This is a genomic window from Saccharopolyspora sp. NFXS83 (genome assembly GCF_026241095.1).
GTDB lineage: Bacteria > Actinomycetota > Actinomycetes > Mycobacteriales > Pseudonocardiaceae > Saccharopolyspora_C.
In genome coordinates, this window is the sequence record NZ_JAPFGB010000006.1 from 101,253 (window position 1) to 120,622 (window position 19,370).

General features: G+C 71.2%; 17 protein-coding genes. 13 read left to right on the forward strand and 4 right to left on the reverse strand.

All coding sequences use genetic code 11. The features are described from left to right. Positions 1 to 10 precede the first annotated feature (10 nt). The gene (locus OOZ19_RS08675) at positions 11 to 802 is read left to right on the forward strand and encodes a dioxygenase family protein (protein WP_266089515.1); all 792 of its coding nucleotides are present in this window, start codon (positions 11 to 13) and stop codon (positions 800 to 802) included. A 232-nt stretch (positions 803 to 1,034) separates the two neighbouring features. Here the strand turns inward: OOZ19_RS08675 and OOZ19_RS08680 are convergent, their stop codons facing one another. After that, positions 1,035 to 2,012: a PHP domain-containing protein gene (locus OOZ19_RS08680; protein ID WP_266089516.1), complete on the reverse strand. Its 978-nt coding sequence runs from the start codon at positions 2,010 to 2,012 to the stop codon at positions 1,035 to 1,037. Between the two features lie 87 nt (positions 2,013 to 2,099). On the opposite strand from OOZ19_RS08680, the gene OOZ19_RS08685 reads away from it, so the two are divergent. Together OOZ19_RS08685 and OOZ19_RS08690 are read left to right on the forward strand one after the other, a co-directional pair. Continuing rightward, a complete protein-coding gene (locus OOZ19_RS08685; protein WP_266089517.1) occupies positions 2,100 to 2,978 on the forward strand; it encodes a LysR family transcriptional regulator in 879 nt (292 codons plus the stop codon). Between the two features lie 69 nt (positions 2,979 to 3,047). Next, complete coding sequence (locus OOZ19_RS08690; RefSeq protein WP_266089518.1) at positions 3,048 to 4,112, forward strand: tartrate dehydrogenase; 1,065 nt, start codon at positions 3,048 to 3,050, stop codon at positions 4,110 to 4,112. A gap of 355 nt (positions 4,113 to 4,467) precedes the next feature. On the opposite strand, the gene OOZ19_RS08695 is transcribed toward OOZ19_RS08690, so the two are convergent. Next, the gene (locus OOZ19_RS08695; protein WP_266089519.1) at positions 4,468 to 6,291 is read right to left on the reverse strand and encodes a cellulase family glycosylhydrolase; all 1,824 of its coding nucleotides are present in this window, start codon (positions 6,289 to 6,291) and stop codon (positions 4,468 to 4,470) included. 154 nt (positions 6,292 to 6,445) lie between these two features. Between OOZ19_RS08695 and OOZ19_RS08700 the strand changes: the two genes are divergently transcribed. The 3 genes from OOZ19_RS08700 (at position 6,446) to OOZ19_RS08710 (ending at position 9,200) form a co-directional block, all read left to right on the forward strand. Then, positions 6,446 to 7,015, forward strand: a complete 570-nt coding sequence (locus tag OOZ19_RS08700; RefSeq protein ID WP_266089520.1) for a TetR/AcrR family transcriptional regulator — start codon at positions 6,446 to 6,448, stop codon at positions 7,013 to 7,015. 36 nt (positions 7,016 to 7,051) lie between these two features. Continuing rightward, positions 7,052 to 8,230 carry a GDSL-type esterase/lipase family protein gene (locus OOZ19_RS08705; protein ID WP_266089521.1) on the forward strand — a complete coding sequence of 393 codons (1,179 nt, stop codon included), beginning with the start codon at positions 7,052 to 7,054 and terminating at the stop codon, positions 8,228 to 8,230. A gap of 256 nt (positions 8,231 to 8,486) precedes the next feature. After that, the gene (locus tag OOZ19_RS08710; protein ID WP_266089522.1) at positions 8,487 to 9,200 is read left to right on the forward strand and encodes an SDR family NAD(P)-dependent oxidoreductase; all 714 of its coding nucleotides are present in this window, start codon (positions 8,487 to 8,489) and stop codon (positions 9,198 to 9,200) included. A 49-nt stretch (positions 9,201 to 9,249) separates the two neighbouring features. Here the strand turns inward: OOZ19_RS08710 and OOZ19_RS08715 are convergent, their stop codons facing one another. Next, positions 9,250 to 10,074 carry a hypothetical protein gene (locus OOZ19_RS08715; protein WP_266089523.1) on the reverse strand — a complete coding sequence of 275 codons (825 nt, stop codon included), beginning with the start codon at positions 10,072 to 10,074 and terminating at the stop codon, positions 9,250 to 9,252. Between the two features lie 261 nt (positions 10,075 to 10,335). Between OOZ19_RS08715 and OOZ19_RS08720 the strand changes: the two genes are divergently transcribed. The 6 genes from OOZ19_RS08720 (at position 10,336) to OOZ19_RS08745 (ending at position 18,778) form a co-directional block, all read left to right on the forward strand. Next, the gene (locus tag OOZ19_RS08720; RefSeq protein ID WP_266089524.1) at positions 10,336 to 11,043 is read left to right on the forward strand and encodes a GntR family transcriptional regulator; all 708 of its coding nucleotides are present in this window, start codon (positions 10,336 to 10,338) and stop codon (positions 11,041 to 11,043) included. A gap of 482 nt (positions 11,044 to 11,525) precedes the next feature. Beyond that, positions 11,526 to 13,217, forward strand: a complete 1,692-nt coding sequence (locus OOZ19_RS08725; RefSeq protein ID WP_266089525.1) for a thiamine pyrophosphate-binding protein — start codon at positions 11,526 to 11,528, stop codon at positions 13,215 to 13,217. Between the two features lie 130 nt (positions 13,218 to 13,347). Next, positions 13,348 to 14,577 (forward strand): formyl-CoA transferase, encoded by a 1,230-nt coding sequence (gene frc, locus OOZ19_RS08730; RefSeq protein WP_266089526.1) that lies wholly within the window; start codon positions 13,348 to 13,350, stop codon positions 14,575 to 14,577. Further along, positions 14,577 to 16,709 (forward strand): acetate--CoA ligase family protein, encoded by a 2,133-nt coding sequence (locus tag OOZ19_RS08735; RefSeq protein WP_266089528.1) that lies wholly within the window; start codon positions 14,577 to 14,579, stop codon positions 16,707 to 16,709. The genes frc and OOZ19_RS08735 overlap by 1 nt, the downstream gene beginning before the upstream one ends. Before the next feature lie 19 nt (positions 16,710 to 16,728). Beyond that, the gene (locus tag OOZ19_RS08740) at positions 16,729 to 18,246 is read left to right on the forward strand and encodes an Nramp family divalent metal transporter (RefSeq protein WP_266089530.1); all 1,518 of its coding nucleotides are present in this window, start codon (positions 16,729 to 16,731) and stop codon (positions 18,244 to 18,246) included. A gap of 7 nt (positions 18,247 to 18,253) precedes the next feature. Beyond that, positions 18,254 to 18,778: a hypothetical protein gene (locus tag OOZ19_RS08745; protein WP_266089531.1), complete on the forward strand. Its 525-nt coding sequence runs from the start codon at positions 18,254 to 18,256 to the stop codon at positions 18,776 to 18,778. Positions 18,779 to 18,794: 16 nt separating this feature from the next. On the opposite strand, the gene OOZ19_RS08750 is transcribed toward OOZ19_RS08745, so the two are convergent. Further along, complete coding sequence (locus OOZ19_RS08750) at positions 18,795 to 18,974, reverse strand: hypothetical protein (protein ID WP_266089532.1); 180 nt, start codon at positions 18,972 to 18,974, stop codon at positions 18,795 to 18,797. A gap of 238 nt (positions 18,975 to 19,212) precedes the next feature. Between OOZ19_RS08750 and OOZ19_RS08755 the strand changes: the two genes are divergently transcribed. After that, the gene (locus OOZ19_RS08755) at positions 19,213 to 19,359 is read left to right on the forward strand and encodes a hypothetical protein (RefSeq protein ID WP_266089533.1); all 147 of its coding nucleotides are present in this window, start codon (positions 19,213 to 19,215) and stop codon (positions 19,357 to 19,359) included. Positions 19,360 to 19,370: the final 11 nt, after the last annotated feature.

Consider the following 19,370-nt stretch of genomic DNA (forward strand, 5'->3'; position numbering starts at 1 on the left):
GGAGGCCGCGATGACCACCCCGCACGCCGAGCCGATGCCGGCGCTCTACCTCAGCCACGGCGCCCCACCGCTCGTCGACGACGAGCTGTGGACCTCGCAGCTCGCCGCCTGGGCGGGTGACCTGCCGCGCCCGCGGGCCATCCTGGTGGTCTCCGCGCATTGGGAGTCCGCGCCGCTGATGCTCGGCGCCACCGAGACCGGCGTGCCGCTGACCTACGACTTCGGCGGGTTCGCCGAGCGCTACTTCCGCACCCGGTACCGCAGCCCCGGCGCGCCCGAACTCGCCGCGCAGGTAGCCGCGCTGATGCCGGACACCGAACCCGTCGCCCACCAGCCGGACCGCGGGCTCGACCACGGCGCGTACGTGCCGCTCACGGTGATGTACCCGGACGCGGACATTCCCGTGCTGCAGATGTCGCTGCCGACCTTGGCGCCGGAAAAGCTGCTGGAGCTGGGCAGGCGGCTCCGTCCGCTGCGCGACGAGGGGGTGCTGATCATCGGCTCCGGGTTCACCACGCACGGCCTGCCGTTCCTCACCGAGTGGCACCCGAACGCCGCGGCTCCCGGCTGGTCGCAGGAGTTCGACCTGTGGGCCGGGGAGGCGCTCTCCCGCGGCGACGTGGACGAGCTGGCGGCGTACACCGCCCGCGCCCCCGGCATGCCCTACGCGCACCCGACCGCCGAGCACTTCGCCCCGATGTTCGTCACGCTCGGCGCGGCGACCAGCAACGACGCCCCGCCGGACCAGACCATCGACGGTTACTGGATGGGCTTGGCGAAACGCTCCTTCCAGGTCGCCTGACCCCGAGGAACCCGCGCCAAGCGGGTAACGATCAGCCGCAAGGTAGTCGCCGAGTCCTTTTGATCCACGTCTTGTCAGCGGCGAAGCCCCTGAGCAGCGACCGCGCACGCAGAACGACCACCGGCGGGTTCTCAGCGGTTTCCTCGCGACGACAGCATTTTCCTCGTGGCGGAGCCACGAGGAAAAATGATCCCGCAGCGAGGAAGCCGCTGAGGTTCCGCTGAGCGACCCACTACGCGACTCTGGGCGGCTCCTGCGAACAATTGATCACGCGAGCCGCCGGGATGCCGCAGCGTTCGGCTCGGGCGCAGCCGTGGATCTGCCAGTCCAGCTGACCGGGGGCGTGCGCGTCGGAGTCGATGGCGAAGTCGCAACCCAGCTCGAACGCCTCGCCCAGCAGCGCCATCGGCGGGTCCAGGCGCTCCGGCCGCGAGTTGATCTCGACGGCGGTGCCGTGGTCGCGGCACGCGCGGAACACCTCGCTCGCGGCGAACTCCGACGGCGGACGTCGCGAGCGCAACCTGCCGGTGCAGTGCCCGAGCACGTCCACGTGCGGGTTCGCCACCGCCGCGCACATCCGGCGGGTCATCTCGCGCGCGCCCATCCGCAGCTTCGAGTGCACGCTGGCGACCACGAGGTCCAGCTCGGCGAGCACGCCCGGGTCCTGGTCCAGGGATCCGTCGTCGAGGATGTCGACTTCGATGCCGGTGCGGATCTGGAACGGGGCCAGCGCCGCGTTCAGCTCGGCGACGAGATCCAGCTGCGCCCGCAACCGCTCGATACTCAGCCCGCGCGCCACGGTCAGCCGCGGCGAGTGGTCGGTGAGCACCATCCACTCGTGCCCCAGGCCCCGCGCGGTGCGGGCCATCTCCTCGACGGGGCTGCCCCCGTCAGACCAGTCGGAGTGGGTGTGGCAGTCGCCGCGCAGCTCCGCCCGCAGCGCACGACCTTCCCGCTGTTCGGGGGCGTCCGCGCGCAACCTGGCCAGGTAGTCCGGGATCTGCCCGCGCACCGCCTGCTCGATCACCTGAGCCGTCGTCTTGCCGATGCCGGTGAGCGCGGTCAACCGGCCGGATTCGGCGCGCGCGGCCACGTCGTCGTGCGCCGCGACGACGTCGGCCGCCCGGCGGAACGCGCGGACCCGGTAGGTCGGCTCGTCCGCCCGTTCCAGCCAGAATGCGATCTCCCGCAGCGCGGCACCGGCGTCCATGTCCCGTTGGTAGCCGGTCCTCGCCCGGATCGCACTCCGGCGGGAAGATGCGCACGGAGCACGGCGGCCGGGAGACGAGGAGGCACGGTGGACGCGCGGCAACTGGAGTACTTCGTCACGATCGTCGACGAGGGCGGGTTCCACCGGGCCGCCGAACGCCTGCACGTCGCGCAGCCCTCGCTGTCGCAGGCGGTGCGCACGCTGGAGCGGGACGTGGGGGTCGCGCTGTTCCACCGGCTGGGCAGGCGCGCGGTGCTCACCGAGGCGGGCCGGGCGATGCTCGAACCCGCCCGGCAGGTGCTGCGGGACCTCGACACCACGCGCGCCACCGTCGAATCCGTGAAGGGCCTGCGCACGGGGCGGGTGCAGGTGGCGGTACTGCCCTCTCAGTCGGTGGAACCGCTGACCGCGATGATCGGCCGGTTCCACGAGGCCGACCCCGGCGTGCTGGTGTCGGTGCAGCCCGCGTTCACGGCGCCGGAGGCGGCGGACATGGTGCGCGGTGGGCGCAGCGAACTGGGACTGATCGGCGCGGCCGAGGACTTCGCGCTGCCAGGCCTGCGCGAACACCTGGTGGAGCGGCAGCGGTTCGTCGTGGTCACCGGCCCGGACGGGCCGTGGGAACCGACCCGTGCGGCGGTCGGGCGCGCGGAGCTGGCCGGGCAGCGGGTGATCACCTCACCGCAGGGCAACCGGATGCGCCACGTCGTCGACGAGATCATCGCGCAGGGCGTGGACCTGCGGATCGTGGTGGAGACCGCGCACCGGGAAGCGATCCTGCCGCTGGTGCTGCGGGGCGCGGGTGTGGCGGTGCTGACCGAGGGCTGGGCGGAGTTCGCCCGCGGCAGCGGAGCACGGGTGTTCGACCTGGACCCGGCGGCCGAGCTGCGGATCTCGCTGATCCACCGACCGGCGCCGCTGAGCCCCGCCGCGCAGCGCTTCCTCGACTCGGCGCTGCGGAGATAAGCGCCGCCTATCAGCCGGATGCGCAGCCGGTCTTGGACGCGGCCGGGCGGAGCGGCGTTGGATGGCGGCATGTCCAGCTACGAGATCGCGGTCCTGCCCGGTGACGGCATCGGCAACGAGGTGATGCCGGAGGCGCTGCGGGTGCTCGACGCGGTGGCCGGCGAGCACGGCCTCGCGTTCACCTTCCGGCACTTCGACTGGAGTTGCGAGACCTACCGGGCGACCGGCCGGATGATGCCGGAGGACGGCCTCGACCGGCTGCGCGACCACGATTCGATCCTGCTCGGCGCCGTCGGCCATCCCGGCGTGCCCGATCACGTGTCGCTGTGGGGGCTGCTGCTGCCGATCCGGCGCGAGTTCGACCAGTACGTGAACCTGCGGCCGGTTCGGCTGCTGCCCGGGGTGACGCCGCCGGTGCGGGACAAGCAGCCCGGCGACATCGACTTCTGGGTGGTGCGGGAGAACACCGAAGGCGAGTACTCCCGCCTCGGCGGGCGCCAGGGTGAGGGCACGCCCGCGGAGATGGTGCTGCAGACGGCGGTGTTCACCCGGCACGGCACCGACCGGATCCTGCGCTACGCGTTCGAGTTCGCCGAGCGCATCGGCAAACCGCACGTCACCTCGGGGACGAAGTCCAACGGCATCTACCACTCGATGCCCTACTGGGACGAGCGGTTCCGGGCCATCGCGGCCGAACACCCGGACGTGGCCGTCGACCAGGACCACATCGACATCCTGTGCGCGCGGTTCGTGATGTCGCCGGAGCGGTTCGACGTGGTGGTGGCCAGCAACCTGTTCGGCGACATCCTCTCCGACCTCGGGCCGGGCGTGACCGGCACGATCGGCGTGGCTCCGTCGGGCAACATCAACCCGCAACGGCGCTTCCCGTCCACGTTCGAGCCGGTGCACGGTTCGGCTCCGGACATCGCCGGGCGCGGCATCGCGAACCCGATCGGGCAGGTCTGGTCGGCGGCGATGATGCTCGACCACCTCGGCGAGGCGGCAGCGGGCGCGCACGTGGTCCGCGCGATCGAATCGGTGCTGGCGGCCGGTGTCGTGCGCACCCCGGACCTCGGCGGCACCGCGAGCACCGAGGACTTGGGCAAGGCCATCGCCGCCGAGATCACCGGCTGAGCCGCTCCCCGCGCCCAGCGGACCCCCACCCCGTACGACACGCCCGCCCACGCCCGCGACTTCAGCGGCTCCGATCGCAGTGAACGGCCCGTTCGTCCGATCCGGTTGGACGAACGGGCCGTTCACTCATCCCACCCCCGCGCCGAGCCCGGCCGTCCGAGGGGCGCGGACGGGTTCCGGATCGGAGTGAACGGACCGTTCGTCCGATCTCGTTGGACGAGCGGGCCGTTCACCCATCGGTGCCCGGGGTCGAGCACGGCTGTCCGAGGGGTTGCGGGCGTGGGTGAACGGACCGTTCGTCCAATCCGGTTGGACGAACGGGCCGTTCACCTGGCTGCTGGACGTGGCCGGTCGGTCAGCGGAGGTTGGTCGCCGCCCAGCTGTCGAGTTCGGCGCGGGCTTCGGCGAGGCGGTCGGGGGCCGGGACGTCGGGACCGTTGGCGACGAGGGCGTAGTGCACGGTGCCCGGCGCTTCGGGAGCGGTGAGCAGCAAGCGGTCGTCGTGGCGCCGCGCGGCGTCGCCGAGGTCGGAGAGCACCGTGGTGTTCTGCGCTCCGAAGCTCTCCGGCAGGTGCAGTTCCGTCGGCGCGGTGCCCGGTCCGTCGCGCCACACCAGCACGCCGAACTGGCCGTCGCCGACGACTTCGCGCAACGCGGGCATGTCCTCCGGGATCCGGTTCCACGTCAGGGTCCGGTCGCCGTCGCGGGAGCGGTCCTCGTAGGTGAACGCGACCGTCGTGCCGTCGACCGCTCGCGGGTACAGCCGGTCGAGGACCCGCGGGTCGGCCCGCAGGCCGAGGGTGCCGGTGTCGTCGCGGCCCACCGCGGAGAAGTCCTCCCCGTTCCACCCGTCGGCCTCGGTCTGGATCTTGTCGGGGTTCCCGTTCATCGCCTCGTGGTGGCGGTCGTGGTAGATGTCCCACTGCCATTGCGTTCCGGACAGCACCGACCCGGATTCGGCGGGCGCGCTCCACCAGTCCGCGCCGGACAGCCGCGAGTCCATGGCCTGGTAGATGCCCTTCATGACGGTCGGGAACTTGTCGGCGGTGTTCCCGCCCAGCGGGTGGCCGAACTCGGAGACGAATCCGGTGGTGCCCAGGTCGGCGGCGCGGTCCCGGATCTCGGCGAAGTCCGCGGAGTTCTCCCCGTCCTTCGCCTTGCCGTACAGGCCGGATTGGGCGAGGGCGTGGTAGAAGTGCGAGTTGAACACGTAGCGGGTGCCGAGCTCGTCGAGCTCTTCGAAGCCGCCCGGTTCCTTCACGAAGGACACGTTGTTGTTCCAGAACACGGTGGGTTCCACGTAGGCGGGTTTGTCCTGCCACCCGGTGCGATCCATGACGGCGCGGAACCGCTCGAAGAACGGCCACAGCACGTCGCGCTCCCAAGCCGCGGCGTCCTGGCCCTCGTCGAGGTTCCCGGCGTGCGGTTCGTTCATCGGGTCGAAGCCGAGGATCCGCTGGAACTGGGCTTCGGTGAGGTGCGCGGCGAGGTGGTCGAGGGTGGCTTCGGCCTGTGCGAGGAACGCGTCCTGCACACCGACTTCACCGGCCGGGGTGGGGATGCGGCGGTTCTTCCAGAAGTCGGCTTTGGCCTGCTTGACCGCTTGGTTGTTCATCATGTTCTGCCCCCAGTGGAAGCAGATTCCGCAGCTCTCCGGCGGGTAGTCGCCGCCGTCGACGACCCACTTCGGGGCGCCGTCGCCGCTGTACCAGCTGTCCGGGCGGAACAGGTGCCGGGAGTACAGGTCCTGGTGGTAGTCCGGCAGCACCCAGAAGCCTTCGTCTGCGAACGCGGCGATCTGCTCGGTGACCTGGCGCAGGTACTGCTCGTCGATGCGGTCCGGAGCCGGTTGCACTCGTTCCCAGGACAGCAGGAACCGCACCGAGTTCGCTCCGGTCTGCTCGCGCAGCGCCGCGGCGGATTCCCGGGCGTCGGCGGCGTCGGCGAACGGCAGGTTGCCGTTCTCGGCGAGCTTGACCTCGCCGGAGACGTTGTAGCCGCGCAGCACCACTTCCCGCCCATGACCGTCCCGATAGGACACTCCTGACCCGGAGGGCACGAGGGTCAGCGTGCGGCTCGCGGCATCGTCAGCGGGCCGCTGCGGCGCGGCTCCCGCGACGGGCGCCAGCGGGAGTGCGATGAGGGACAGCGCACAGGCGGCGCCGAGCAAGCGGATCATGCGCCACAAGCTACGAAGCCCACGCAGACCGGACAACAGCTGATCGTGAACAGTGTTCACGGTTCACTCGTTCAGCCCAGTTCCGACCCGGCCACGCCCGCAAATTCGGTTAGTCGTTTGCCTAAAGGCATTAGGCTGCTGCATAATGGTCCACATGGCACGCGCAGGACTGACCACGGAGCGACTCACCCGCGCCGGGGCCGAACTCGCCGACGAGGTCGGGTTCGAGCAAGTCACCGTCTCGGAACTCGCCCGGCGGTTCGACGTCAAGGTCGCGAGCCTGTACTCGCACGTCAAGAACTCCCACGACCTCAAGACCAACATCGCGCTGCTCGCACTGGAGGAGCTCGCGGACCGGGTCGCCGCCGCCCTGGCCGGGCGCGCGGGCAAGGACGCGCTGGCCGCGTTCGCCGACGCCTACCGCGACTACGCCCGCCAGCACCCCGGCCGTTACGCCGCCGCCCGGCTGCCGCTCGACCAGGAGACCGCCGCCGCCAGCGCCGGAGTCCGGCACGCGCAGATGACGCGGGCGATCCTGCGCGGCTACGACCTCGACGGAGACGACCAGACGCACGCGGTCCGGCTGCTGGGCAGCGTCTTCCACGGCTACGTGAGCCTGGAGGCCAGCGGCGGGTTCAGCCACAGCGCCCCCGCTTCCGAGGTGACCTGGAGCCGGATCATCGACGCCCTCGACGCCCTCCTGCGCAACTGGCCCGAATCCTGAGCCACCTGCGAAAACCGACGAATTCGAATTGAGATCATGAACGACGAACAGAGCTGGATCACTACGCCCATCACCGCCGAACTGCTGCGCGGCGCGATCGAACTGGAGCGCACCGAACGCGGACTGGCGCCGCTGCGCCTGCCCGCGCAGGCCCGCGCGCAGTGCCCCGACCAGCGGTTGCTGGTGGCGCAGGCGGAACCGTCGGGGGTGCGGCTCGTGCTGCGCACCCGCGCCACCGTCATCGAGCTGGACACCGTGCCCACCAAGAAGGAGTTCCCCGGTGCGCCGCCGCGCCCGGACGGCGTGTACGACCTGCTGATCGACGGCGACCTGGCCGACAGCACCAGCGTAGCGGGCGGCAACGTCATGACCGCCGAGCTGACGACCGGCTCCGGCGAGGTCCGTCCCGGCCCGACCGGCACCGCCCGGTTCGCCGGCCTGCCCCGTCGGGACAAGGTCGTCGAGATCTGGTTGCCGCACAACGAGCTCACGGAACTGGTCGCGCTGCGCACGGACGCTCCCGTCGAGCCCGTCGCGAACGACCGCCCGGTGTGGCTGCACCACGGCAGTTCGATCAGCCACGGTTCCAACGCCGCGAGCCCCAGCACGATCTGGCCCGCGCTGGCCGCCGCTCGCGGCGCAGTCGACCTGATCAACCTGGGCTTCGGCGGCAACGCCCTGCTCGACCCGTTCATCGCCCGCGCGCTGCGCGACACCCCCGCCGACGTGATCAGCGTCAAACTCGGCATCAACGTGGTCAACGCCGACCTGATGCGGCTGCGCGCGTTCACCCCGGCGGTGCACGGCTTCCTCGACACCATCCGGGAAGGCCACCCGTCGACGCCGCTGCTGGTGGTCTCCGCGATCCACTGCCCCATCCACGAGGACACCCCCGGACCGGGCTCCGTCGACCTCGACGCCCTGCGCGCCGGGGAGCTCCGGTTCACCGCCACGGGCGACCCGGCCGAGGTCGCGAGCGGGAAGCTGACGCTGCGCGTCATCCGGGACGAACTCGCCCGCGTCGTGCGGCAACGGGCGGACGACGACGCGAACCTGCACTACCTCGACGGGTGCGAGCTCTACGGCGAGACCGATTCGGCGGAGCTGCCGCTGCCCGACGCCCTGCACCCGGACGCCGCCGCGCACGAGCGCATCGGCCACCGGTTCGCGGACCTCGCCTTCGGCACCGGAGGCCCGCTCGCGGCGCACACCTGACCGGCCGCCGTCGAACCTCGATTCCACCGGTCCCCGATCCGGGTCGAGGCCCCTTCTTCCCTCGTGCCGCCCGATGAGGTGGATGCGGCTCACGACTGCGAGCCGCATCCGCACTCGACGGGCGAGCGGACAACGCCGTCGTCCCGGCATCCGGACCACCACCGAGGCGGGATTTTCTGCGAGCGATGACGCGTTCAAGAACATGACCGATCAGCCACCTCCTGCTATCCCCGCAGGCTCACGCCCTGGAGGGCGCATGAAGCTGAACGACGCGACAGTGCTGGTCACCGGCGCGAATCGCGGGCTAGGTCACGCCATCGCCGTCGAGCTGGTGCACCGCGAGGCGAAGGTCTACGCCACCGCGCGCCGACCCGAACTCATCGACGTTCCGGGAGCCGAGGTCATCCGCCTCGACATCACCGACCAGTCATCGGTCGACGCCGCGGCGAGACTCGCGGGCGACGTCGACGTGCTGATCAACAACGCCGCGTCCACCGCGGGCGGCAACCTGGTGACCGGCGACCTCGACTCCATCCGCGAGGTGATGGACTCCAACTACTACGGCACCCTCGCCATGATCCGCGCGTTCGCCCCGATCCTGGCCCGCAACGGTGGCGGAGCCGTCCTCAACGTCCTCTCCGCCGCCGCGTGGAGCACCGTCGACGGCAACACCGCTTATGCCGCCGCCAAGTCCGCCGAGTGGGGCCTCACGAACGGCGTCCGACTCGAACTCGCCGGCCAGGGAACCCAGGTCGCCGCCCTCGTGCCCGGACTCATCGCCACCCGAACCTTGCTCGACTTCGCGTCGAAGACGGGAATGGATCTTCCCCAAGACGCCCTCTACGAACCCGAAGAGCTCGCACGAATCGCCCTCGACGGGCTCGAAGCCGGCGACATCGAGATCCTCGACCGCTTCAGCGGCGAGGTCAAAGCAGCTCTGGCGGGCCCACCGCGAGCACCCACCGGCTAGCCGCGTTCTGTCGCGAACACCGGCCCCGGAGACCGGCGCCCCCGCCCGGTTACGCCCGCGCGGGTCCGCCTTCGCCCCGCGGGGCCTGGTCAATGCGGGTGCGGACGGTGGTGAGGGCGCCGAGGGCCAGCACGGCTCCAGCGGTGAGCGCCGTCAGCACCGCGAGCTGCAGGCCCGCGCCCGCCGGAGCGAGCACGCCGACCAGCACCGCCTTCGCTCCGATGCAGGCCAGCAGCGCGGCGGGCACGATCGCGGGCATCCGGTGCAGCGCGCGGTTCACGAAGCCGAACGCGGCCCGCGCGCCCAGCAACGCGGGCACCGCCGCGCAGCACAGCGCCGCGCCGAGCTCCGGCGATGCGCGGCCCGCGCTCAGGGCGAACACGGCACCGGCGACGCCCGCTCCGGACAGCACCAGCCACGGAGCGGGCGCCGCGGGCGCGCTCGGGTCCGGGTGCTCGGCTCGGCGGAACCACCACCAGCCCGCGCCGAGCACGGCCGCCCCGAACACGGCGACCGGCCAGCGCCCACCGCCGGTCGAGAACGTGAGCACCGCGCGCAGCACCAGCGCGCACCCGACTGCGAGCAGCACGACGTGCCACTTCAGCGTCTCCGCGACCGCCACCGCACCCACGGCGAGCAGCACCACCAGGTCGAGGCAGCGCGACCACGATGCCGCCCATTCGGCGAGGAATTCGGCGCCGGAGCCGCCGTGCGCGAACGCGGCGCCCAGCGCGGCGGTCACCCCCAGCTGCCCGAGCCACCACTGCACCGGGGCACGGGCGCCCGGGTTCCGCCGGGCCCGGAAGAAATCCCAGCCGAGCACGACGGCCGCGACACCGATCGTCGTCGCCCACCACGGAAACCACGCATCCATGAGCGCCTCCGGCCGCGGTCGAGATCGTCGCCCGCATCGATCTCCGGTTGTATGCCGCCGCCGAGTCCGAGTCCACCCCTCGACCGGTGCGCCAGCCGAACGGCCTAGCGTGTCCACATAGGACGGACACCTTCGCCCGGGGGGTCGGTGTACCGCCGCACCGGACGCGGAACGCCCGCCGAACGCGGCGAATACTGTATTCTCCGAACAATCTGCCCTGACCAGCAGGAATTCGTCGTTCAGACAGCCGCGGAGCCGCTCATGCCGCCGTCCTCCTCCCCCGCACCGACCGGACGTCAGGTCGCACGGCCGGTGCCGCTGCGGGAAAGCGTCTACGAGGCGATCCTCGAGATGATCGTGACCGGCGAGCTGGAGCCCGGCAAGCACCTGGTCGAGAAGGAGCTCGCCGAGCTGCTGGGCGTGTCCCGCCAGCCGGTGCGCGAAGCGCTGCAGTGGCTCCAGAAGGAGGAGTGGGTCGACCTGCGACCGGGCTACGGCGCGTTCGTGCACACCCCCACCGACGAGGAAGCCGACCAGCTGCTGAGCGTGCGCACCCTGCTGGAGGCGGAGTCGGCGCGGCTGGCGGCGGCGCACCGCACCGAGGAGGGCGTGGCCGGGCTGCGCGAAATCCACGCCGAAGGCGTGCGCTCGCTGGGCGCCGACGACATCGAGGCCGTGGTGCGGGCCAACGCAGCGCTGCACGCGCGGATCACCGAGCTGTCCGGCAACCGCGTGCTGAGCGAGCTCGCCGATCAGGTGCACCGGCGGGTCCGCTGGTACCACACGCCGGTGGCCCGGTCGCGCGGCAAGAAGTCCTGGGACGAGCACGCCGCGCTGATCGACGCGATCGAGCGGGGCGACGGCGACCGCGCCGCCCGGTTGATGCGCGAGCACACCGAGCACACCCGGCTCACCTACCTGGGCCGCGCGGAGGAACCGGCGAAACCCGCCCGGAAGCGCAAGTCCTGACGATCGCCGTCCGAAAAGATCCGGACCGCGAACGAGCCTGGGGAATCCGTTGCACCGCAACGGTTCCCGGCCGTCACCGATCCTCCTCCCACCTGCACCGGTCCTTCGCGGGCGACCTGCTGACGTGCCGCCGGCCGCGAGGCCGCTGAGCAGCACCCGCCCTCGCAGTTCGCCAAGGCTCACCGGCTCCCTCGTCACCGGGTCGATTCTCCTTGGGCTCCGCGGGTGAAATCGCTGCCGCCACGAGGAAGCCACCGCGGTCTTCTCACCTGCGCTCCCTGAAAATCACCAAAGAGTTCTAAAGGCTTGTTCAACTGACGGAAACCGTCGCGCCGCCATCCGTGCGTAATGCCGGACGCGCCTCTGGACAGCTCCCGGACCGAGGAGTACGCCTAGCTCATACGGTATGCAGTATGGAGCTCCACCGAGGGTGCGCCGATCGGCAGGTCATGCCGGGCGCGCGGTGAGGAGACGAGCACCGAATGGCGAATTCCGGTCCTTCCGCTAACGACACCGAACTGATCTCCGGCGGCCACCTGGTCGCGAAGGCGCTGCGCGCCGAAGGAATCGACACGATCTTCACCCTGTGCGGCGGGCACATCATCGACATCTACGACGGCTGCGTCGACGAGGGCATCTCGGTCATCGACGTGCGCCACGAGCAGGTCGCCGCGCACGCCGCCGACGGTTACGCCCGAGTCACCGGCCGACCCGGTTGCGCCGTGGTCACCGCAGGCCCCGGCACCACCGACGCGGTCACCGGCGTGGCGAACGCGTTCCGCGCGGAGAGCCCGCTGCTGCTCATCGGCGGCCAGGGCGCGCTCTCGCAGCACAAGATGGGCTCGCTGCAGGACCTGCCGCACGTGGACATGATGTCGCCGATCACGAAGTTCGCCGCGACCGTGCCGCACACCGAGCGGGTCGCCGACCTGGTCTCGATGGCGTTCCGCGAGTGCCACCACGGCGCTCCCGGACCGTCGTTCCTGGAAATCCCGCGCGACGTGCTCGACGCGAAGGTCCCCGTGGACCGCGCCAGGGTGCCCGCGAGCTACCGGGCCTCCACGCGCTCGGCCGGTGACCCGGAGGCGATCGAGCGGCTCGCGGATCTGCTGGTGCACGCCGAGAAACCGTGCATCCTGCTCGGAAATCAGGTGTGGACGTGCCGGGCGACGGACTCGGCGGTCGAGCTGGTGCGCACGCTGGACGTGCCCGCGTTCATGAACGGCGCCGGGCGCGGCACGCTCGCGCCGCAGGATCCGCTGCACTTCCAGCTGGCGCGCAGGCACGCGTTCGCCAACGCGGATCTCATCGTCATCGTCGGCACCCCGTTCGACTTCCGGATGGGATACGGGCGCAGGCTCTCCCCGCAGGCCACCGTGGTGCAGATCGACTTGGACTACCGCACGGTCGGCCGGAACCGGGACGTCGACCTGGGCATCGTCGGCGACGCCGACGCCGTGCTGCGGGCCACGGCCCAGGCCGCGTCCGGAAGGCTGGAGAACGGCTCCACCGCCCGCAAGGAGTGGTTGCGCGAACTGCGCGAAGTCGAGCAGGCGGCCTACGACCAGCGCCTGCCCCGGCAGCTGTCCGACGCCTCCCCCATCGACCCGTACCGGCTGGTGCACGAGATCAACGAATTCCTCACCGAGGACTCCATCTACATCGGCGACGGCGGTGACGTGGTCACGTTCTCCGGCCAGGTCGTGCAGCCCAAAGCACCCGGGCACTGGATGGATCCGGGGCCGCTCGGCACGCTCGGCGTCGGCGTGCCGTTCGCGATGGCCGCCAAGCACGCGCGCCCCGACCAGGAGGTGGTGTGCCTGTTCGGCGACGGCGCGTTCAGCCTCACCGGCTGGGACTTCGAGACGATGGTGCGCTTCGACCTGCCGTTCGTGGGCATCGTCGGGAACAACTCGTCGATGAACCAGATCCGCTACGGCCAGGCGCAGAAGTACGGCGCGGACCGCGACCGGGTGGGCAACACGCTCGGCGACGTGCCCTACAGCGAGTTCGCGCGGATGCTCGGCGGCCACGGCGAGGAAGTGCGCGATCCCGCCGAGATCGGACCGGCCCTCCTGCGCGCTCGGGAATCCGGGAAGCCCTCGCTGATCAACGTGTGGATCGACCCGGACGTGTACGCGCCGGGAACCATGAACCAGACGATGTACAAGTGACCCTCCGGCCGCCGTGAGCCGGGATCACCGGCTCACCGCGGCGACCGGATTCTCCCACCAACGCGCGACATTCCCCGCCCTCGCGGGACGGCTTCGAATCGCCCCTCTCGGGCGCGAAGGAGTGACGATCATGAGCACCGCACTGGAAGGCGTCCGGGTGCTGGACATGACCCATGTCCAATCCGGACCGTCGGCGACCCAGATCCTCGCGTGGCTGGGCGCGGAAGTCCTCAAGCTGGAAGCCCCGGCCGGCGACATCACCCGCACCCAGCTGCGGGACGTGCCGGACGCCGACAGCCTCTACTTCACGATGCTCAACGGCAACAAGCGGAGCATCACGCTGAACATGAAGAGCACCCGTGGCAAGGAGTTGTTCACCGAACTGGTCCAGGACGCCGACGTGCTGGTGGAGAACTTCGGGCCGGGCACGGTCGACCGGATGGGATTCGACTGGAACCGGCTGCGCTCGCTGAACCCAGCGCTGATCTACGCCTCCATCAAGGGGTTCGGCGACGGCCCCTACACCCACTACAAGGCCTACGAGGTCGTGGCGCAGGCGATGGGCGGCTCGATGGCCACCACCGGCTTCGAGGACGGTCCGCCTACCGCGACGGGCGCGCAGATCGGTGACTCGGGCACCGGAATCCACACCGTCGCAGGCATCCTCGCGGCGCTGCTGCAGCGGGAGCGCACCGGTCGCGGGCAGCGGGTGTCGGTGGCGATGCAGCACGCCGTGCTCAACCTGTGCCGGGTGAAGCTGCGCGACCAGCAGCGGCTCGCGCACGGGGCGCTGCGGGAGTACCCGAACGACGAGTTCGGCTCCGAGGTGCCGCGTTCCGGCAACGCCTCCGGCGGCGGCCAGCCCGGTTCGGCGCTGCGGTGCAGCCCGGGTGGGGCCAACGACTACGTCTACGTGATCGTGCAGCCCGTCGGCTGGGCGCCGATCGCCCGCTTGATCGGCCGCCCGGAGCTGATCGACGATCCGGACTGGGCCACGCCGGAAGCGCGGCTGTCCAAGCTGGACAAGATGTTCCGGCTCATCGAGGAGTGGACGCTGCGCCACGGCAAGTGGGACGTGCTCGCGCGGCTGACCGAGCAGGGCGTGCCGTGCGGTCCGATCCTGTCCACCCGCGAGCTGATCGAGGACGCCTCGCTCGCCGACAACGGCATGATCGTCACCGTCGAGCACCCGCAGCGCGGTCCGTACCGGACCGTCGGGTGCCCCATCAAGCTGTCCGACTCGCCCACCCACGTCACCCGCTCCCCGCTGCTGGGCGAGCACAACGAGCAGATCTACCGGGATCGGCTGGGCGTGGACGTCGCCGAACTGGCCGAGCTCAAGGCGAACGGAGTGATCTGATGGGCCACGACAAGCAAGCGGTGCGCCGGGTGCTCGACGCCGTGCTCGCCGAAGGGCGCTCGGCGCTGACCGCACCGGAGGGCCGCACCCTCTGCGACGCCTACGGCATCCCCGCCGCCGCCGAAGGGCTCGCGCGCAGCGCGGAGCAGGCGGTGCTGCTGGCCGCCGACATCGGCGGACCGGTCGCCCTGAAGATCGTCTCGCCGGAGATCCTGCACAAGACCGAGGCCGGCTGCGTGCTCACCGGCATCGAGGGCGCCCAGGACGTGCGCGCGGCCTACGAGACGATCCTCGACCGCGCCCGCCGCCACGACGCGACCGCGACGCTCACCGGCGTGCAGGTGCAGCAGATGATCACCGGTGGGCACGAGGTCATCATCGGCGCCACCACCGATCCCACCTTCGGCAAGCTCGTCGTGTTCGGCCTCGGCGGCGTTCTGGTCGAGGTGCTCGAAGACGTCACGTTCCGGATGGCCCCGGTCGACGCGGCCGAGGCCCGCGGCATGCTCGGCGACATCAAGGCCGCCGCGGTGCTGCGCGGAGCACGCGGGACCGAACCCGTCGACACGGAGGCGCTGGCCGGCGTGCTGCACCGGCTTTCCGAGCTGGTCACCGACTTCCCCGAGATCTCCGAGGTCGACCTCAACCCGGTGTTCGCCGCCCCCTCCGGCGCGATCGCCGCCGACGTGCGGGTGCTGCTCGACCCGGACGGCGCGCGGCGCCCCCGGCGGCATTCGCGCGAGGAGATCCTGCGGGCGATGAACAAGCTGATGCGGCCCGCCTCGGTCGCGGTGATCGGCGCGTCCAACGAGGACGGGAAGATCGGCAACTCCGTGCTGCGCAACCTCACCGACGGCGGCTACGGCGGGCGCATCCTGCCCGTCAACCCGAAAGCCGCCACCGTGCTCGGCCACCGGGCGTACCGCAGCATCGACGACGTGCCGGGCGAGGTGGACGTGGCGGTGTTCGCGGTGCCCGCGAAGTTCGTGCCCGCCGCGTTGGAGGAGTGCGGCGCGAAGGGCGTCGCGGCGGCCGTCCTCATCCCGTCCGGGTTCGCCGAGACCGGCAACACCGCCCTGCAGGACGAGGTCGTGGCCATCGCCGAGAAGCACGGGATCCGCTTGCTGGGGCCGAACATCTACGGCTACTACTACACGCCGCACGACCTGTGCGCGACGTTCTGCACGCCCTACGACGTGCGCGGCGGAGTGGCGCTCACCTCGCAGAGCGGCGGCATCGGGATGGCCATCCTCGGGTTCAGCCGCACCACCCGGACCGGTGTGTCGGCGATCGTCGGGCTCGGCAACAAGTCCGATGTGGACGAGGACGACCTGCTCGCGTTCTTCGAGCAGGACGAGCACACCCGGTGCGTGGCGATGCACCTCGAAGACCTCAAGGACGGGCGGGCGTTCGTCGAGGCCGCGCGGCGGATCACCCGCACGAAACCGGTGGTGGTGCTCAAAGCCGGGCGCACCGAACTCGGTGCGCGGGCGGCGAGTTCGCACACCGGCGCGCTCGCGGGCGACGACCAGGTCTACGACGACGTGCTGCGCCAAGCCGGTGTGGTGCGCGCCCCCGGCCTCAACGACATGCTGGAGTACGCCCGCGGGCTGCCGGTGCTGCCCACGCCTCGGGGCGAGAACGTCGTGATCATCACCGGCGCGGGCGGTTCCGGGGTGCTGCTGTCCGACGCCTGCGTGGCGAACGGGTTGCGGCTGATGGACGTCCCGCCGGATCTGGACGAGGCGTTCCGCCGCCACATCCCGCCGTTCGGCGCGGCGGGCAACCCCATCGACATCACCGGCGGCGAACCGCCCCGCACCTACGAGGAGACCATCCGGCTGGGCCTGCGGGATCCGCGCGTGCACGCGCTGATCCTCGGGTACTGGCACACGATCGTCACCCCGCCGATGGTCTTCGCCGAGCTCACCGCACGCGTCGTGGCCGAGGCCCGTGCCGAGGGCATCAGCAAACCGGTCGTGGCCTCGCTGGCCGGCGACACCGAGGTCGAGCAGGCGAGCGAGTACCTCTACGACCGCGGTGTCGTCGCTTTCCCCTACACCACCGAGAAACCGGTGGCCGTGCTGGGCGCCAAGTACCAGTGGGCCCGCGCCGCCGGATTGCTGGACTGACGACGAGGAGGTCAGTGCCGTGGAAGCAGACAAGTCCTCCGCCGGAAGTGCGGAACAGGAGCCCGAGTCAAGCCCGCAGCGGCGGGCGCGCACCGGCGCGCGGGTGTGGCGGGCCGGGCGGCTGGAGGCGATGCCCATCCGGCCGCTGCCCGACGCGCCGCCCTCGATCCACCTGCTCGGCCCGACCGTGTTCCTGGTGGCGCTGGGCGTGGGCATGGGCGAGTCCTACATGTGGCCGCGGCTGGTGCTGGTGTTCGGCCCGGAGATCCGCTGGCTGTTCCTGATCGGCGTCACCTTGCAGGCCGTGGTGATGCTGGAGATGGCGCGCTGGGCGATGGCCACCGGCGAGAGCATCTTCAGCGGCGCGGCCCGGATCGCGAAACCGCTGATGTGGTTCTTCTTCGTCACCGCGATCGCCGTCTACATCTGGCCGGGGCACCTCTCCGCGGGAGCGGCGGCGCTGGAGGAGATCACCGGCGTGCCCTGGGTGCTGTCGGCCTGCGTCGGGCTGGTGCTCGTGGGGGTGGTGTTCAGCCTCGCGAAGGTGATCTACCCGCTGCTGGAGAACGTGCTCAGCCTGTTGATCGGACTGCTCGTGGTGGGGACCAGCGTGGTCGCCGCGATGGCGGGCAACCTGGCGGACCTGGGCAGCACGCTGGCCGGGATGCTGCACTTCGGCTACTTCCCGGCCGAGGCGATGTCGCCGACCTGGTTCCCCATCGTGGTCGGCTCCATCGCGTTCGCCGGGCCGTCCGGGATGCAGCAGATGTGGTACACGCTGCACCTGCGCGACAAGGGCGCGGGCATGGGCGCGCACATCCCCCGCATCCGCGGGCTCCGGCACGCCGCCGAGGAGGAGACGATGCCCTCGCGCGGCTTCATGTTCGACACCGACGATCCGGCCGAGCTGGACAAGTGGCGGGGCTGGCGCCGCTGGGTCACCTTCGACGCGCTGCTGCTGTTCTGGGGCGTGACGATGCTCGTCACCATCTCGTTCACCGTGCTGGCCCAGTCCGCGGCCCGGCAGAACCCGGGGGTGCGGGGGCTCATCGAGTCCGGTGAGCGGGAGGCCGCGATCAGCGCGATGGCGGACGCCTTCTCCGCGGCCGGCGGTTCCTGGATGGGCACGGTGTTCCTCGGGTTCATCGCGCTGATCGGGTTGAACGCCACGCTCGGGCTGTTCGACTCGTTCTCCCGCGGGCAGGCCGACATGACCTACCACTTCGTGCCGGGAGCGCGGCGGCTGCGGCTCTCGCACCTGTACGCGGGCTTCCTGTGGGGCGTGATCATCTTCGGGATCCTCGTCCTGCTGTTCGGTCCCGCCGACGGCCCGGGCGCGATCCTGGACGTCCTGGCGTTCCTGTCCACGTTCGCGATGGGCGCGTACTGCGTGGTGCTGCTGCTGGTGAACAACCGCCTGCTGCCGAAGCCGATCCGGCCGAAGTGGTGGAGCAACGCGATCATCGGCTTCGGCGCGGTGTTCTACCTGGGCATGCTGTTCTACAGCCTGCTCCGATTCGGCGTGGTGGTGAGTTGAGGTGCCCATGACACGACCACGACCTCTCCGGGAGCGGGCGCCGATCGTGGTGCCGGGCGCGGCCATCGGTGCGGTGGCCGGCGGCTTCGCCGGACCGCTGGCCTCGCTCGCGCAGCAACCGCCGTGGTGGACGGCGGTGACGACGCTCGCCCTGGTGCTGCCGCTGGCGTTGTCCGGCGGCGGCCACGGGCTGCTGCTGGCCTCCGGACTGCTGCGGCCGGGGATGTTCGCGCCGGCCGCGGCGTACTGGCTGGTGGCGTTCCCGCTGGCCCGGTTGCTGCACGAGACGATCACGTGGTGGGTGTTGAGCGGCTCGCCCGGCCTGCGCGAGCCGCTCGCGGGCTTCCTGGCGTACCAGGCGCTGATCGGCACCGGATTCGCCATCGGGTTCGTCTGGTTGCACGAACGCCTCGCCCCGCACTGGTTCCTGCGGCTGGCCGCGCACAACGAGCTCGCCGCCGCGCTCACCGCCCACTACGTCCGCCAAGCCGGTCGGCCCCGGGCGCACGCCCGCCGCGCCGACGGCCGCTGAGCGGCCCGGAGACCTGTCAGTCCACCCGCTGCCGCTGTCGTGGCAGCGGAGTTCTCCGCTCCTGCTCCGCGGATTCGCCCTGCCGCGCGGCCGATTCGACGGCCGCGGCCGTCATCAACCCCAGCATGCGCCCGTCGGCGGCGTGACCGCGCGGCATCCGCGCGACCGCTCGCGCCAGCTTCCGCAGTCCTCCCATGGGTGCTCACCTCCTGTTCCCACACTGCATACAGTCTGCACTATCCCGGCCGCCGGGAAAGCCGCCGAACCGGCATGCGCGAGGTCACACCATCGGCCGAGAACGGCCCGCGAACCGGGCGGATCTGTGAGTCCGCCGACACCGGTTGCGAGTACCGGACGCGCGGCTCGTAAGCTAGGGGATTCCGGCCTCGTCAGTCCCCCGAGCGGGGCCGGAATCCCCGATCACAGGATTCCGCATGGCACCACCAGGACCGTCCCAGCCGCAGCAGCCGCACGGCGTCGACCACTACGACGCGACCTTCGCCCGCGACCTTCGCTGGTCTCAGCGGCTGCGCGAACAGCTCGACGAACTGCCCACCACCCCCGAACCCCACCTCGACTGACGCCCGCCGGG